This window comes from Sinorhizobium terangae (assembly GCF_009601505.1).
GTDB lineage: Bacteria > Pseudomonadota > Alphaproteobacteria > Rhizobiales > Rhizobiaceae > Sinorhizobium > Sinorhizobium terangae.
On the sequence record NZ_WITC01000053.1, the window covers coordinates 1 to 16,480 of the forward strand.

A 16,480-nucleotide genomic window follows, 5' to 3' on the forward strand; every position below is an offset into this window, starting at 1 on the left:
GGTACGCGATTGGAAACAACGACGAGACGGCCCATGCCGACCTCCTTTCATGCAAGAGAATAGGTCAGGTGCTCAAATATTCAGGCGACCAACACATATTCAGGGGACCAACGCAGCGATGATGCCGCGCAGAGCCTCGGCAGAGGGGACGGAGCCGAGCGCTTCGGTCGCAGGCGACGGCGGTCCGATACGGACCGAGTAGCCGCCGAGGCGGTTGACCGTGCGAAACATTGCTTCGTCGGTCACGTCATCCCCGATGGCGATGGCGCGCCTCCCGGCAAAAGGTGACTGCGCGAGAAACGCCGCGACCGCGTCGCCCTTGTCGGCGCGGGCCGGACGGATTTCGATCACCATCTTGCCGTGCTGGATCGTCCAGTTTGGCCCTGCTCGGATCAACGCCCGCTCGATCAGCGGTTCAAGCTGGAGTTTTCTGTCCGGCGCAAGGCGGTAGTGCGCGGCGACCGCCGCTCCCTTGTCCTCGATCAGGACCCCGGGCCAGTTGGCCGTATCGGCGACAAGATCGGCCTTCAGCCGCTCAAATTCCGACGTGTCGGCAGCCTTGTGCACGCGGCCGTCCGGATCGCGGCGCTCAGCACCATGAAGACCCGCGATTGGAAAAAGGAATGGCGAAAAAAGCTGTTCGGCATAGCCAACATCGCGACCGGTCACGAGTGCCAGAGCACCTCCGAGTTTTCTCGACAAGGTATCGAGGTTCGCAGGCAACGAAGGTGGAACGACTACTGCGTCCGGCGTTTCGGCCAGGTCAAGCAACGTACCATCGATATCGAGGAACAGAGCCCAGCTTTCTGGATCCGTTGAGAGAGCGGAGAGAATAGAGTCCTCTCCTAAGGCGGCCTCCGAGTTAGAGGCGCTGAGAAGCTGCGTCTGGTAGGACATGAGGGCTATGTCTATACCAGATCCCCGTTACCTGCCACCCCTACATCTCGTTTAAATTGCGATAGCCCATCATCGGTGCATTGCATGCGTTTCTAGATTTCGTATCGAACCCATGGTCTGAGCCTATTGCGTGACGCGGCGCATTTCCGTCGCCGGTTCAAACTCACATAACCGCAGTGGAGCAGCACGGCATTCTGAGTATACGGCTTTTGCGGTTGCGCTTGCGTAGAGCCCGGCCCGATTCCAAGGAGAACATCGTCGCTGCCTGTCTGTACTGCAACAAAAATCGCCACCGGACGAAGCGGCCGAAAGACGCAGCGTCCTATGCGAGGTATGTCCGATCACGGATGAAGCAAGGTCGGTGTCACCGTATTGTATTGAAGCAGAGCCCGGCGGAAACACCGCGTTCCCAAGCTGCGGCCATCAATAGACCGCGATGCTTCATGCCTGACGTCGAGGTCCCGGCCCCAACGAAGCGTCTCTCATGGCAGGTTCGGCGGCGCGATGAATTGGTAGTACGCCCACACCAGGATCAACCCCGCTATCACGGCAAGCCAGGCAAGCGCCTTCCGCCACACCGGACTGATCGTCTTCGGTTGCGGCTTTGGTTTCCGTCGTTCAAATTTAATGATGTTGTCGTCGCTCATGTGGTCTCTCTATTCGGCGGAGGACGTAATAGCATACTGTTGCTGGCTCGTTCGAAACAAATACATTGACAAAATCGTATCCCGAAAGGGAGCACAGCGTGACCCCGGTATCAGAGGCCGACGTTGAGGCCCGATGGAGCGATGACCAACGGGCACATGATGTTCGACACGGGGCACGACACCTATCGAGACCTGCTTATGCTCCCGACACGAGGCGGTTCGCCGCAATAGGTGTTCGGATGACCGGCATCCATCTTTCGGAGCAGATGATCCGGCATGCTCGCGAAAGTGAAGAGCGGCAGCCGCTCAGCATCCAATACAAAATTACATCCTATAGCCACCGGCTTCGAGGATGCCTCCTTCGATGCCGTGGCCTCAACGATGGCATTGATGGATGGGCCAGACTTCCAGTCGCCATGCCGGAGACATTCAGGTCTCTGCGGGGCGCGGGTTTATCGCGTCCAGCGTCCTACACCCCTGTTTCATCACTCCTGGGGTAGCGTGGAGCCGTCGTTCCTTCTGCGCGGAACGCTGAGCGCAATGAGGGTCCTCTGCCGAGGCTATCCAGCCACGGACGGTTTAGTGGCCTTCAGGAAAGCCTTCAAACGCTCGATCTGCTCTTCCACCGGTACGCCCTCGGTGTCCATTTGAGCCGTGAAATCTATGTACCGCGGATCGGACTCAATACCTTCGTTTCGGGAGTTCGCCCGCATCTGATCCACACGCCATTTGATATAGGCAGGTTTCTGCGACGTAAGACGGCTCACTGGCTTATCTCCTTGTAGCTGAATTGCAACCGATCTGACGATGTCTCCGCTCCGCGACCAGCGGTCGCCGTCCGGGCGTTCTCGCCGTGACCTTTGCCGACTTCGTCAGCATCGCAGCGAGAACTTGGGCCGGCGCCCTTATCAAATATCCGCCGACCGGTCTTTCGGTTTATATTGGATGATTGTCTGCCAGATCGCGGTGAGCGCGGGCTTCCTCTCGCCTTCGATCTCCACCGTTACGTCATAGCTGACCATCAGCATGCCGGCACTGCGGAAGCGAGCATCGGCAACGGTGAATCGGCCGCGCACGCGTGCACCGCTCTTGACCGGTGCGACGAAGCGGACCTTGTCGAAGCCGTAATTGATGCACATCGTCTGCTCGCGGATCTTGGGTAGGCAATTGTAGTTCATCGCCGAAAGCAGCGAGAGCGACAGAAACCCGTGCGCGATCGTGCCGCCGAATGGGGTTTCCGCCGCCGCGCGCACGGGATCGGTGTGGATAAACTGGAAGTCGCCCGTCGCGTCGGCAAAATCGTCTATGCTCTCCTGCGTGACGGTGATCCAGTCGGAGACGCCGATCTCCTTGCCGAGAAGATCTTTGACGTCGGAAAGTGAAATTTCTTGCGACATGTAAAATAAGTCCTGAAGAGGGCCAGTCGGCCTTTAGGCCAGCCGGCAGACTCAAGAAAGTGGGGTTCAACGACCTAACGAAAAGCTGTTCAATCGTGGGGTGGCCACCGTCGATGGGAATTCCCCGTGAAGCGCGTCACGCCATTCGCCGTTTTGGGCTTGCCGGTAATCGGAGGGGGGCGGAAGTGGTCGCGATTGATCACGATGGCAACACGCGTTCTCCATTTCATAGCATCTCCGCTCGCTCGGTCATGGCCCTCGGCCAGTCATGGGGCGCTCGAAACGCTTTCCTGCCACAACCCTCTGGTGCTCTAGAAATTGGCTGTAGATGGACGGGGCCGCTGCGCGTTGTGGCATCTTCCGCCATAAAGCTGGACCGGCCACATGAGAACCAGCAAACCTGTCCCGATCTGACGGCGCACGCAAAACCCTCCTTTCTCCTGGCGCCGCCTCATCTTTTCTAACGTATCCTATGACGTTGACAAAATTGCTTTTTTGGATCACGGCGATCGTCAGTATGGATACACGAAGGCATGCATTTTAGGGGTCTCGATCTCACCTCCTCGGTGCGCGACGCGCCTGATGACCAAACGCAATCTCACGGCCGGGGCACGCAGCATCAAATCCAACCAGACGCGATGAGTGTGGTCATCACACGACTTCATCTATTTTCGCGACGAGTTGTTACGATGCAGGCCTCGAACTTCTGCCAACGGCACGAGCGAAACCTCTCGCCCCCGCAGTTCGCGACGCGCTGCTGCACGTTCAAGCTCTCCAATCATTTCCCGGACCCGTTAAGCCCAGCCCGATCAGGTCGCCGTTTCAGGATCATGCTCATCATGACGCTTGCTTTTAAGGCCGTGAAGAATGTGGTGCGGAAAGCGCCGCCTCAGCTTCGACTTGCTGCCCTCGCCGGCAAACCCGATGAACCCGATGGTGTTCAGCGGACGTGTTTTAGCCGTTTGGAGGCATGATCTTTCCGACAACGCAGACGCCGCACCTTGGCGGATCTGTGCATTGATCCAGCATGGGAGAGCGACCTTGAAAACCCGCGAACTCAGCGACCGTCAGATCGAATGCCGATGCGCATCGAACCGTGCGTGGCAAGCTCGTGGTCAGTACTGGATCAATACTCCCCAGTGGTGCCGTTTAAATGTACCAGGTTGCGCCGTAGCCGTGTCTCCGCGACGCGCCCCCGGAGACCGGCGGCGGTGTACCTGATCACCCATCATCAGAAGGGCCGTCATATATATACCAAGTGGCATCAGCAGGCTCTACATTCCTCGCCGTGCCTGTGGCGAGCCCGATACTCAGCGCCTTATCGACGCCGGCAAAAACATGAGTATCTTCACTATAGGTAATCTCCTCTATCCTCTCATCGGAGAGGTTCGTGCAAGTGCGATAGATTGTCTTCAACTCTGTGTGAGAAGTCGCCAATGACTCTTGCTGATTAATTATCTGGTTTGCGGCTAGTTCCCCTTGAATCCATCTCGTTGGGGCGTGCAGCAGGAATGACGTGTCGTCCAAGACAAGGCGTTTTTGACCAGCGCAGTAGAGCATGGTAGCCGCAGACCCAACCATTGACAGATTTATGGTTGTCACGGGCACCATGGAGCTCCTGATCACTTGATAGCCGACATTTCCGCTATCCACCTTCCCGCCCGGACTGCTGATATAGAGATAAATATCGTGCGCGGATTTGTACTTCACATTAATTTCGTCGAGGGCGGATGCAAGGGCAGCGATCTTGTCTTGGTTCACCTCACCCGTGTAAACGATTTTGACCGCGCTCACTGACTGCGGAGAGGAGGCGTCACTCATCACCCGAAGCGTGGCAGCCTGTAGCGGCGCGCTAAAAGTCGACAGGGCAACGGTAGCGAGCAAGCATATTGACGTTGGTCTCATAGGGTTTTCCTCTTCTCTGCAGAATTGAGACTGGCTATCATTCTTGGTATAGAAGCTCCTTGAACCGACTTTATACCACGCGTTTCTTGGCGGATTCCTGATGCTCTATTGCATCTCTTATTATACTTATGTTGTTTTCATACTCTTCAATTTTGTAATATCCTTCGTGTAGGCAATTAAAATAAAGGTTCTTAATGTATCTGGCGCTTCTGAATCTTAAAAAATCGCTATATAGCTCTCTTGGATCTACGGAGAGAATATATTTGATTTGACGAGCGGTCATGTGATGATTTGGCTCCGCCACGATCCGATTCAAATCTTTGATTGACTTAACCGCAGCTAAATTTATCTCGGACTCTATGTTAGGACGATCGCCGGTATATCGAGCAAAATATAGGAAAAATGTTTTGTTCTTTAGCTGTTGCTCGTGCATGAGCTCGACTAACCTGTTTTCGTGAGTGCCAGTGATCTTCACGTCATCGACAAACAGAAGACAACGACCTTCCAAATGTTGCGAGTTCAAGTAGAACCTATCACCGGCGATCAATGACTTGCGATGTTCCCCTGACAGGAGTCCGTAGTCGTTCACATAACTGATCTTTCGTGGGACAGTCGCATATTCCACGTGGTTGCCTTTGGCATCAACAATGTGGGTGTTGAGGCGATTGAGCAAATGCACCGTCATTATAGTCGCTGCGTTTGGAACAAAATTATATGGCGACGAAATCATCACGCAGCGACTGTCCAGTAGAGCGGGCGCGTATTTTTGGAAGAACGCGTCTGCAATCTGGTAGCCCATCTCGCGAGCTGCTTCGTCGCAACCGAATTTCAGACGCGAATATTGTTCCGGTCGAAAGGGTGCATCTTCGATCGACTGAAATTCATGGAGTGCAAACTCCTGAAATTGCTGCATTCACAACCTCTCGAATGTCTTCAGGTCTTCCCAGCAGGGCACCATGCATTCCAGCGCTCTGCGCGCCTTGCAGGTCGCAGATCGCGTGGTCACCCACATGCAGAATGTTGTTGGCCGCAAGGTCAGACGACTTGATGATTTTGTTAAAGAAGGTTTTCCTCGGTTTTGCATATCCAAGCAGATCGGAATAAATTCCGAACCGAAACACGCATCCAAACGTGCGCTCAAGAAAATCGTGCACCGTTCGGCCGCTAATAAAGCTCGCGTTGCTGCCAATCGACAGCGCATATCCGTCTTCAACCAATGAATGGATTAGCCTCACCGTAGTATCCAATACAATTGGCTTGCACTTCTCAAAAATGTGCTCAAACGCCTTTGCGATGCCGCCCGGATCTTTGTGAACATTGCAATGCATCATAAGTAAACGGATGTTTTCGAACTGAGATGGAGCATACCCAGTTTCGATCGCGTGTTGGTTCACCCACTTCTTGACCTCGGCGTACGCTTTCCTGACAGCTGCTTCTTCTGTATCGAAACAGGCCGCGAGAAATTTGGTCCTCATCTGCGCATGGCTTGGGTTTGGCAATACGAGAGTGTTCCAGACGTCGAAAGAAATGTGACCTATCAACTTGCCTTTCCGGCGGTCTTTAACGCGCTCGGAGGAAGTGCATCTGCGGTTGGCCCGCAGCCGTCTCGGCGTCCCGCTCATATGCGGCGCGGGTCCGAAACGGATCGGAATGCCCGGATCGACAACGGGGATGGGCGTGCATCTGAAGATATCGCCCTGCGGGTGCAGCAGCTCTGAGAAAGTGGGTTGTGGCGAAATAACATATCCGCTTTGTCTTTCATTAATTGGTCGTGACGGCGCTCGACCCTGAATGTCCGGGCGATATCCATCAGTTCATGGCTAAGGATGAGCAAACGTCGTGCCAACCGCGTCCGGGCGTCTCTGAAATGGATTTTGCTAGTATTAACAAGCCGTTTGCATAATTGAGATAGCGATGACGCCAAATAACGCTGCGTCGATAAACGCACAATTCGACAGTTGGTGTCGAGTTTCAAACACAACTTATGTGTGGAACGGCTGCAGTGCGCATGGAACAAGCTCGCCGTCAGTCTTGGAGGATCATCTCCATCGGCGGCCGCGGCTGGGCACATCAACAGTGCCCCTGGATATTAACTATAGCCGCCAGCAAGTACGCAGCCGCAACGCACGCCGGCGCGAAGCGTTCCTGCCAGCGCCACACGCAGGTCTTCGACTTGCGCGTGATCTAGAAGGCGCCGTCGCCATCGGCACTTAACAGGACGATCTCGCCGCGCCAGACGTGCTGCCGCGGCGAATTGCGATCTCTGATCAGCGGAGCGTGGCGACTGGGCGCGGCCATGCGCCGCACTCGCGCTCTGGCGAAAGGGGGTCACCAAACCGGGTCCTTATGTCAGGCGGAACCCACTAGGTGTGAGCTTTCAACTTCGTCCATTCGGATCGCGCCGGGAACGCCGAAGATTGTCGAAGCTTCGGTGATTCTCGGGGGACCGAATGAACATCCATAAGAATGCCCCGGCTCACCCGTGCAGTCGAGTAGTCGCGCACTGCGTCGTTGTCGAAGAACAGTGGCGACGGCCGTGGCCGCCGGCTTCGGTGTTTGCATAAAGTCCGTTTACAAATGAGTGAGGCGCTATCGACGGGAGGGCGAGGCCTCTCCCTCTTCTGCCCACATTATAATCGTCCATTTAGAAACGGTAGGTCACGCCTGCGCCGATCAACAGTGGATCGATTTTTGCCTTGCCGCTCAGCGGGCCGAGAACGTCATGGTCAGCCTTCCAGTCAGTTTCGAGGAAGATCTTCTTCATATCGAAGTTCAAGCCCCAATGCTCGTCGACCATGTAGTCGAAACCGACCTGCAGCGCGGCGCCGACATGATTGTCGACGTGGAGATTATGGAAACCGGGCTTTTCGCTTTGGTTGTAGAACAGCGAGTAGTTGATGCCCGCGCCGACGTAGGGCTTGAAGGCACCGAAATCGGTGAAATGGTACTGCAGCGTAAGCGTCGGCGGCAGCAGCCAGGTCCTCCCGACCGGCACGTTGACCGCGCCATCTTCCTTGATGTTGGCATAGGTCGTGCCAAGGATGAGTTCAGCGGCGATGTTGTCGGTGAAGAAGTAGCTGATGTCGAGTTCCGGGATCAGCGAGTCCGAATAGGAAAGGTCCGAGCCAGGCACGCCTTTGATTGAGCCACTGTCCTCAGTGATGACGCCCAAAGCGCGCAGACGGATCTGCCAAGGGCTTAGCCCCGTCGCCACATCCTCTGCCACCGGGGCGACAGGCGGTGATGTCAGCTCCGCGGCGGCTGCCCCGCATGCGAAAAAAGCCGCACCTAGGGCCGCGATCCATCTCAGATGCTGTGCGTCATTCATGTTCATTTGACGTCTCCTTGAACCAGCAATAGTCGAATCAGCAATGATTGTTGCAAGGAAGCCGGTAGGCTGCGCGCGGCGGCGGCATGTTGATCGAGATCAACCGTAGTTAGGAAGAACCGTTTTATCGGGCGAGAAAGTCAATGTGTCGCATGAACGCCATTCGACTCGAAGCTGCGATCTGGCGCACGTTGAAGTGCAGATAAGCCGGCCTCAATGACCACTGTTGCCCGCTCCACCGCCGTCGCCGGCCGTCACCACAGGATGCGGCCGCCCGTATCGAGGCGTCGCGCCGTCTGCACATGACAGCCTGGCAAATCGCCCAGGAGACCGGTGTTCCCCGCCACGGTCAGCCGGATCCTCAAGTGTCTTGCCTGAACAAACTCAAGCCCCTGGCGCCTGGCAAGTGGGTTCCACAATCCGTCGAAGCTATCGGTCTGGTCGCTGAGACTTGTGTCGAGTGCCACGTTATGTTGCCTTTAGGGCAACACCGTTGACCTATCTTGCAAAGCAAGATCATTAAGTCGGACCGTCGGCTCGGCCCTTGAAGGGGGTTGATGTCGGACCCCATCATCAATCGCGAGCTTGCACCTGAATTCGCCTGCATCTCTTCTGAACACTATGGGTAATGCGTTCAAGGACCCTCGTCGGATCACCAGCCACGTCAGCGATTTGCGGCGCGACGTTCTCACAAGCACGGCTTACAACTCCAGCAAGTTCCTCTACCCTCTTGACGGTCGACGCGCCGCTCAATCCGACCTCCTCGGCCAATGCCTGCCAATCAGAACGCCTCAAGTCAGGCGCAAGGAAACGGCCAGCAATAGCCTGCGGCAAGCTCTGATCGACCTGGCGGTAGACCGCCGCACACATCAAATCGTAGAGCGGCGCCATCTTTGCAGATCCACCAGCACCGATCAGGATCGAGTAGTTCTTCGCGTGCGAATCCGAATTGCAGATCAGTACGCTGAAGATTACCGCATCAAGAAGCTTCAGGCGTTCAGCAGGTGAAACGAGATCGCTGACCGCGCCGAACATCATCTTCAGGGTCACGCCGCGACCTGTCGAGGACCGCTCGTATTTCTGCGACGGGAAATGGCCTGTTAGTTGGCAAAGGTCCTCCTGATGCAGCCTGCGGATCTCGCCTTGCGGATCTGTGAAGCGGTCATAGCGCTTCACCAGCAGATAGCGTCGTTTCCCGGCTATACCTATGGTTGCGTCGGCGGCTTCCAAGCCGCATGCCCGCGCGAGGGCGAGGCAGAAGGCCTCGTTTTCGACGCTTCCCGCGAGTTGCCTGGTATCCGGCTTGATGATGTGGGTTGATGGCGTTCCGTCGACCGGGATCGAGATCCCGCCTTTCTCGTCGACGAAAACGGGCAATTTCTCCTGCACGCCTGCAAGTGACATGGAAACGCCGCGCTCTCCAACCAGGAAGGGTTTGGCGGGAAGCTCGTTCAGGATGCGCTCCAGCCCCTCTTCATCCGGAACGGGGTGCAGGTTGAGGCCCGCCTTCCGCGGCTCCCCGATCGAGAGCGCTCCGGCGGTATCTCGCCCGATGTGGCCAAGCAGGCCCACAATGTCCTGTGGAGAGACCTTCAACCGCTGACCGATCTCGGTGAGATGCGTTTCCGGAAGAAGGTTGGCAAGCCATGGCAACAGCCTGTCGGCGCCGACGGACCCCGAGCGCAGCGGCATGGTCAGCGAGACCGGGAAAGCCGAGCGACGCGCTTCCCAAGTAGGCTTGTAGTTGAGCCGCCATTCGCCTGCGAAAGTCAGATGGGCAACAGGGAAGGTTTCGTAGAAGATCGTCGTCATCGACCATCACCGAAGGTCGGTAGGAAACCGAGGTCATCGTCAGATGGGGCTGGGGTAACCTGGGCTGTCCTGAGATCGCCAACCTCGATGCCGACGGTACGCGCCACGATCAGCGCCTTCTCGAGCTGACAGCTCGGCTTGCCGGATTCGAGTTCGACTATGAAGCGCTCACCCGTGCCGGAGCGAGCGGCAAGCTCGGTCTGGGTCCAGCCGAGGCTTTTACGGTTTTTCCGGACGGCGGCACCGAAATCGCGTGCGGACCTGAACATTGAGCACTCCAGTGATAGCTTACCGTACAGGAAGCTTCTTCAAGAATCAATGTCAACCTTACCGAGCGGGAAGCGATCGCATCAGCCGCACAAAAACATCCTGATCGGGAAGCTCCAGGCATTGAAGCGGGGGCATGGACGACCGTAGCGAGGGGTGCAGAGTGGTCACATACGTCGTGATCGCCAATGGCAACTTCGGCCTCCAGAAGGGGAAATAATTTCCGCTTGAGACCGCAGCGAGGGAGCGAAGCTCAGATTTTTTAAGACGGTTTGTACCCCACGCAACCACTCTGACACACTTTGACCTTGCCGAAAAGCAGACACAATGCGCCTCCTCCCGCGCGGAGCAGAATGGCCGCTATGCGCCCTCAAATCAGCCGTTCGTCGTTCTTATGAAATATCCCAGAAGCTGTCGGTCCGGTTGAGTTACCCAAGCGGTCATCAAAGAGTTCGGCTTATTACAGCGCGAAAGCAGTTGGCGGCTAGGCTTGTCCCTAACCTCAGCTACTGACGGCCCAATTTCGAAGAAATCAGAGATTACGCTTTAGTAACGGTTGTGTGTGTAAATCGCGCAAAAGATGTGATCGTGGAAAAATGCTATCTTCTGTTTGCGATCGTCAAGTTCACATCACGACACTTCAACCTCTGCATACCTGTCAGGCGAGTACTTCGCCGACTTAAACGGGTCGCAATTCGCGCATTGAGCTACAATGGACAACATCGAGAAAATCATCATTCTTAAGCTGATCGACGAGGTTAAAGCTCTCGATGCCTCGGATTTGGAGTTGATCGGACACAATATGGTGGCCCTGCTTGAGGGGCAAAATCTCATCCATCATGGGCTGAACAAAGACCATAAGCCGAGTGGATACACAGTCGACACATTCTCTCAAGCCTCAGATATTGTGGCAGAATACAGCACTGAAAAGAAATACTTCGTCAACGGCGCTGCCGCCGGCGAGCCTCCGTTCTACGAGAAAATCGAGAATGATGTTGCCCATGCTCTCAGTCACGCACCCAGTGGGGTTGTAAAGAAAATCTATTTGCTGACGACTGAAGAAGAAGTTCCGTCATTTCGATCAGACTTCAATCAGACCCCAACATTTAAGAAACATGGAAAACTCATAGAAATATATGACGCGCGTGAGATCGCAAAAACCATCTATCGACAATCGATCAAAAGTCCGCAAGCCGCGAGCTTCTATTGTGACGCCTTCCCGAGTTTTTCACAGAGTTTAGATAATTACGAGTACTACGGGAAGCTGCCCGCTCAATGCAAGGGTTACAGTCCAGATTCGTTAATTTCCAGCGCATTGAGCGCTCATTTCAGCACTTCGAAAATCTGCGTGCTCAATGGTCTGAGCGGCGCGGGAAAGACTCAGGCCGCTATCAACTTTGTTCGGGAGCGTTCAAAGGACTTTGGCAACTACATATGGATCAATGGCGCCGATTGGCCAAAGGACACTTCTCTGGCAGCTGTCAAGCGAACACGCGGCGGCGCACCCGTCAATGTGGCTGGTTTGTTCAACGCTACCAAATCGATCTTGGTGATCGATGGCGTAGATCGGACGCTAGATGCGGAGATGTTCACCGAGCTAAAGCCGGGATTTGCACTCGGGGGCCTGGTGCTGGCTACATCACAAGTGCGCGGCGTCGGAAACTCAATCTACCTAGAAATACCCAAAATATCTGATTCTTCAGCGCTGAAAATCCTCGGAGAAGCCGATGTCTCCAATCCTGTCGTCACCGACTTCGTTGCTAAATGCAAGTTTTTGCCGCTTATTCTTTCGACGGCGCGATCGACCATCGAAAGTCAAAACCTGAACAAATACGATTTTTACCAGGATATTGTTTCCAATCCGATCGACGTTTCGTCGGACGGTCGGTCAATCATAAAAGCAATATTGAGTAAGCTTGAGCAAGAGACATATCGCGCTCTTGTCAAAATCGCCGATAGCGGAGTGTTTACTCACGATGCCGAATTTCTTAGATCTTTCATTGGGATAAACAGGTGTGCTAATCTTCAGGCTCGCTCAATTCTCTTGCCGGGAAGTGGCATTAACATACTGAAGGTTCACGACCTATTGTGCTATGCGGTTCAAGAGAATCCGTGCAGCGCTGAGTTGGCGGCCGCGGTGACCAAGCGCACCCTGGACGCTGAAGGCGAGATGAAACCAAGCCTCCTTCGCGAGATACATCTCAGCTACGAGGTCTTGATTGAACAGCATAAATCGCGCCTATCGAAAGAGCCGGATTGGTTGACCTACGCGTTGCTGCAGATTGATGGCGAACGAAAACAACAGGTCTATCCCGGGCTCCATGAGTACGCCCTTCGTGCCGATCTCCCACTCGCTGCCATAATGAGCATTATCGACGCTCGCGAGGTTCAATCCTACAAGCTGAAACGGCTCGAACGGGAAGACTACTATCGTAGGTGCGCAGAGGAATACAAATCCCTGATCGATGCGGGCGTTACAACGAGAATCCGCGCCGAATTGCTTCATCATCGGGGCAAAGCGCTGCGGCGATCTGAGGGCTATGAGGAGGCGTTACGCTGTTTCCAGGAGCTAAGAGATTTTAGCACTGAGTGGCATGCGACTCTACTTCAGATCAGCCATCTTGGTACGCAGTATGGCGTGTCGCCGGAAATTCGCTCCGCTGGTAGTGACGCGATGAACGAGTTGGTCTCACTCATTTTGTCGAACTCGTCCGCGATACCGCTGCGCGTATCTCTTTCTGCCCTCGCGAAACTGCGAACCTACAAGACGCTGGCGAATGCCATTCGCGGGCGACCGGAGGACGTCGCCAAGCTTCATGAAATCATCACCACCGCTGCGCTCGACGGAATCGACCAATTCTATGAGGCTTTTGTCTCATTTACCTCGCTCTTCGGCTACGAGCATGAAACGCTTGCCGTGGCCTTGGTGGAACAGATTCCCGAGTTGCTGGCCATCGAACCCAAAGCTATCGACGCCAAACAATGGACAAGCGCCTGCGAAGGCTTTGCAAATGTTTCGCAAGGAGCAACAAGGCTTGCGAAGGCGGATCTGGCAACGATTACGAGTGACGCAAGTCTGCGGTTCGCAGACGAAATTCTCAAAAAGGATCGATTAAAGGGCTTCGACGCACGTGCCATAGCAAAAGCCTACAACAATCGAGGCCATTTCAAAAAGGCGCTCGAAGCTATCGGCAAGGTTGCCGAAAGCGATCTCACTCACTGGACTCTCTATCGCCTGGCTGAGGCGCAAAAGGGTGATGGCCAAGTGGATGCCGCTCTTGGTACCGCAGAACGGGCTCTTAAGCTCGCGACACAAGATTCGGCGGCAAGCGATAACCTTTCAAGCTACTACGAGCTTGTAGGTAGGTGCTATCAAGACTCCGAAAATGATGCTCTGGCGATCGAGCATGCCGAACAAGCTATCTCGACCTGCAGGAATAATCGATATCTCGGCTCACTAAAAACTTGGCGCCAATCAATGTCGTGAGCGAACGCCAAAGCGGACATTAATCCGCGTGTAGCACCGCCCAAATTCTCTTGAAAGAGCATACTGTCCTGTTAGGTTGTGACGCGCGATTCAAGGCGATCTGCACAAATTTTACGTGTACCTCAATTGAATTTCTTCAGTTGAGCTGGGGGATGAATTTTCTTGGAGCTTCACGACCTTAAGCTTCTGCTTCAACGTAAGCGCGCATTTCGCTGCGCGTTATAAGTGGGCTTGAGCCGGCGGTCAGGCAGGCTGCCTTTTGAAGTTGAATGGTAGCAGGTCATCGATGTCGGCGTTGTCGGGACGCTGCGGCAGTTCGGTTAGGACGTGGCGCAACCACGCGAATGGTTCGACGCCACAGGCGCGACAGGTCAACATCAGGCTATAGGTGACGGCGCTGGCCTTGGCTCCATCGACGGTGTCGCTGAACAACCACGATTTTCGGCCGGTGGCAAAAATTCTAATGTCGCGCTCGAGTAAATTGTTATCAATCGGCATCCTACCGTCGTCGGTATAGCGGGTCAGATATTCCCATTGATTGCGCGTATAGGAGACGGCATCGCCAAGCTTGGTGTCGGGCACGACCTTTGGAGCGATCGCGTCGAGCCACGCCTTGAGTGCGTTCAGGACCGGGACGCTGTGTTTCTGGCGAAAGCGGCGCATGTAGTCGGCCTGTGGTTCACCGTCATCCGGCCTCTCGTCCCGCACCTGCCTTTCGATCCGGTAGAGCTGGTCGAAGAACTTGATGGCCTGCGCCGGCGGCCCGCCGGGTTTCTTGCGCGCCTTGAGAGCATCGACAAACTTCCGCCTGGCATGGGCCATGCACCCGACATGCGTGGCGCCTTTCAACGTGCGCCAGGCCTGATAACCGTCACTCATCAGGATGCCGCGGTAGTCGCCAAGGAAGGCCTGCGGATGCTCTTGTCCGCGGCCGGGCTGATAATCGAACAGCACGATCGGCTGTTTACTGTCCTCGCCGCTGCGAAAGGCCCACATATACGACGTGCTGGTCGCTTCCTTGCCCGCTTCCTTCAGCACCTGGACTGTGGTCTCGTCGCCATGAATGACGGTCTGCGATCGAAGCCGCAGCTTCAGCCTGTCATAGATACGAGACAGGTGTTTTTCGCTCGAACCGATCACCCAGTGGCCCAAAGCGCCGCGGCTGACAGGAACCCCGGCGCGCTCGAAGGCCTGCGCCAAACGATAGAGCGGCGTGCCGTCGACATATTTATGAACGAGCGCGAAGGCCAGCGTTGAGGCCGTGGCGATGCTACCCGGAAGGGGCTGCTTCGGCATCGGCGCGATGATAACAGGCGTGCTGATCCCGGTGCGGTCACAGTTACGGCACGCATATTTGGCTCGCGCATTCTGCAGAACCGTGGCCTTCACCTCGATGTGAAGCTGCTCGGTAACGAGCTCGCCCATGCGATGCATCGGGTGGCTGCAGCACGGACAGACCTTCTGGTCGTCGGCAAGGTCATATTCGACGCGCTGGCGCGGCAGGTTCGCCGGCAATGGCCTGCGGCCGGGTTTCTTGCCCTCCGGCTTTTCGATCTCCGCCAATCCCGTGTCCGGTAGAGCGACGGCATCATCGGCGTCTTCGCTGTCCTCGTCCCCCTCAAGGGCAGCCTGCTCGGCCTCGTTGAAGATGCGATCCATGTGCTTTTCGCTGCGAGGCGCAAAACGATGCAACTGCGCCAGCGCCAGTTCTTCTTCAAGCTTGAAGACGCGCTGCGCAAGGATATCCTTCTCGGCCTTCAGCGCGGCGATTTCGGCAGCATTCGCCGCCAAAAGCGCCATCAATTCCGCAACATCAGGGGTGCCGCTTCGAGTCATTATAGTCTTGAATCTGAGCCGTTCCCTTACGTCAACGGCAAAGTTCAGCCGACAAATTCATATTGCCGCACCGGATGGCGCACCATCGCGTCGAGATCAATGCCGTCGAGCAACCAGTGCAGTTGCTCGGCATCGAGCGGCACCACCGTCTCCTGCCGTAAAGGCCAGCGGAACTTGTCTTCCGTCAGCGCCTTCAACATGAGCACAAAGCCAGACCGATCGAAGAACAGCAATTTCATCCGGGTTCTGCGACGATTGCAGAAGGCGAACACCGCGCGCTCGAACGGGTTGAGGCCCATTGACTGCTCCACCAGGATCGCAAGGCTGTTGATCCCCGCACGAAAGTCGATCGGCTCCCGGTGAAGATAGACGCGCAGATCATCAGCCAGCCGGAACATCGCAACGCCCCAACGCTTCGATCATCGCCGACAAAACCTCAGCATCCGCATCTTCCAGCTCAAGCCGCACACCGTTCGGGAGCGACGCCTTTAACCGCAGCCGTGGCGATGTCGGCCGAGCCGACGGGGCCGGCGGCCGCACAGTCGGCACTGCCGCAACCACCGGAACGAAGGCCGGCGGCGCGCTGTTCGACATAACCGTCAATTCCGTCTCGGTCGCTTGCCGGCGTCGGCGGAGCGCCACCCAGTTGCGCAACTGATTGGCGTTGACTCCGTGCGAAAGCGCAAGCCCTGCAATCGATACTCCCGGCTCAAGGGCCGCATCAACCAAGCGCTCCTTCTCAACCGGATCAAATCGTCGCTTACCGTTGCCAAGAACCCGAACCACTCGAAGCGGCCCTGATCTTCCCGCGCCATCCAATGTCATGTGTCCACAGTCTCCGTTGTGGACACAGAATCCCTCACTGCCACGTCTATGAACAGGTGCGGGGAATTCCGCGCTTACG

The 16,480-nt window shown here is 55.8% G+C and carries 15 protein-coding genes; 1 reads left to right on the forward strand and 14 read right to left on the reverse strand.

Going from position 1 to position 16,480, the window contains the following annotated elements:
* Positions 1–99: 99 nt before the first annotated feature.
* The 11 genes from otsB to GHK62_RS13590 form a co-directional block, all read right to left on the reverse strand.
* A complete protein-coding gene (gene otsB / locus GHK62_RS13540; protein WP_153439700.1) occupies positions 100–897 on the reverse strand; it encodes a trehalose-phosphatase in 798 nt (265 codons plus the stop codon).
* 482 nt (positions 898–1,379) lie between these two features.
* Positions 1,380–1,544, reverse strand: a complete 165-nt coding sequence (locus GHK62_RS13545) for a hypothetical protein (RefSeq protein ID WP_153439701.1) — start codon at positions 1,542–1,544, stop codon at positions 1,380–1,382.
* Positions 1,545–2,104: 560 nt separating this feature from the next.
* Positions 2,105–2,311 carry a hypothetical protein gene (locus GHK62_RS33550; RefSeq protein ID WP_167528236.1) on the reverse strand — a complete coding sequence of 69 codons (207 nt, stop codon included), beginning with the start codon at positions 2,309–2,311 and terminating at the stop codon, positions 2,105–2,107.
* A gap of 141 nt (positions 2,312–2,452) precedes the next feature.
* Positions 2,453–2,941, reverse strand: a complete 489-nt coding sequence (locus tag GHK62_RS13555; RefSeq protein ID WP_153439702.1) for a MaoC family dehydratase — start codon at positions 2,939–2,941, stop codon at positions 2,453–2,455.
* Between the two features lie 1,221 nt (positions 2,942–4,162).
* Positions 4,163–4,846 (reverse strand): ClpP family protease, encoded by a 684-nt coding sequence (locus GHK62_RS13560; protein ID WP_153439703.1) that lies wholly within the window; start codon positions 4,844–4,846, stop codon positions 4,163–4,165.
* Between the two features lie 70 nt (positions 4,847–4,916).
* Positions 4,917–5,759, reverse strand: coding sequence for a phosphoribosyltransferase family protein (locus tag GHK62_RS13565; RefSeq protein ID WP_153439704.1), 843 nt, complete (start codon positions 5,757–5,759; stop codon positions 4,917–4,919).
* Positions 5,728–6,387, reverse strand: a complete 660-nt coding sequence (locus tag GHK62_RS13570; protein WP_153439705.1) for an HAD family hydrolase — start codon at positions 6,385–6,387, stop codon at positions 5,728–5,730. Before GHK62_RS13570 ends, GHK62_RS13565 begins: the two co-directional genes overlap by 32 nt.
* Positions 6,388–7,490: 1,103 nt before the next feature.
* Positions 7,491–8,180, reverse strand: a complete 690-nt coding sequence (locus tag GHK62_RS13575; protein ID WP_153439706.1) for an OmpW/AlkL family protein — start codon at positions 8,178–8,180, stop codon at positions 7,491–7,493.
* Between the two features lie 248 nt (positions 8,181–8,428).
* Positions 8,429–8,641, reverse strand: coding sequence for a hypothetical protein (locus tag GHK62_RS13580; RefSeq protein ID WP_153439707.1), 213 nt, complete (start codon positions 8,639–8,641; stop codon positions 8,429–8,431).
* Between the two features lie 106 nt (positions 8,642–8,747).
* Positions 8,748–9,986 carry a type II toxin-antitoxin system HipA family toxin gene (locus GHK62_RS13585; RefSeq protein WP_153439708.1) on the reverse strand — a complete coding sequence of 413 codons (1,239 nt, stop codon included), beginning with the start codon at positions 9,984–9,986 and terminating at the stop codon, positions 8,748–8,750.
* Entirely contained in the window at positions 9,983–10,255 is a 273-nt protein-coding gene (locus GHK62_RS13590; protein WP_153439709.1) for a helix-turn-helix domain-containing protein, read from the reverse strand. The genes GHK62_RS13585 and GHK62_RS13590 overlap by 4 nt, the downstream gene beginning before the upstream one ends.
* Positions 10,256–10,965: 710 nt before the next feature.
* On the opposite strand from GHK62_RS13590, the gene GHK62_RS13595 reads away from it, so the two are divergent.
* Entirely contained in the window at positions 10,966–13,740 is a 2,775-nt protein-coding gene (locus GHK62_RS13595; protein ID WP_153439710.1) for a tetratricopeptide repeat protein, read from the forward strand.
* A gap of 243 nt (positions 13,741–13,983) precedes the next feature.
* On the opposite strand, the gene tnpC is transcribed toward GHK62_RS13595, so the two are convergent.
* Genes tnpC through tnpA form a run of 3 tightly spaced genes read right to left on the reverse strand, consistent with a single transcriptional unit; the run spans position 13,984 to position 16,305 of the window.
* Positions 13,984–15,576: an IS66 family transposase gene (gene tnpC / locus GHK62_RS13600; protein ID WP_153438046.1), complete on the reverse strand. Its 1,593-nt coding sequence runs from the start codon at positions 15,574–15,576 to the stop codon at positions 13,984–13,986.
* A gap of 44 nt (positions 15,577–15,620) precedes the next feature.
* Positions 15,621–15,974, reverse strand: coding sequence for an IS66 family insertion sequence element accessory protein TnpB (tnpB, locus tag GHK62_RS13605; protein ID WP_153438048.1), 354 nt, complete (start codon positions 15,972–15,974; stop codon positions 15,621–15,623).
* Positions 15,958–16,305: an IS66-like element accessory protein TnpA gene (gene tnpA, locus GHK62_RS13610; protein WP_327791134.1), complete on the reverse strand. Its 348-nt coding sequence runs from the start codon at positions 16,303–16,305 to the stop codon at positions 15,958–15,960. Before tnpA ends, tnpB begins: the two co-directional genes overlap by 17 nt.
* Positions 16,306–16,480: the final 175 nt, after the last annotated feature.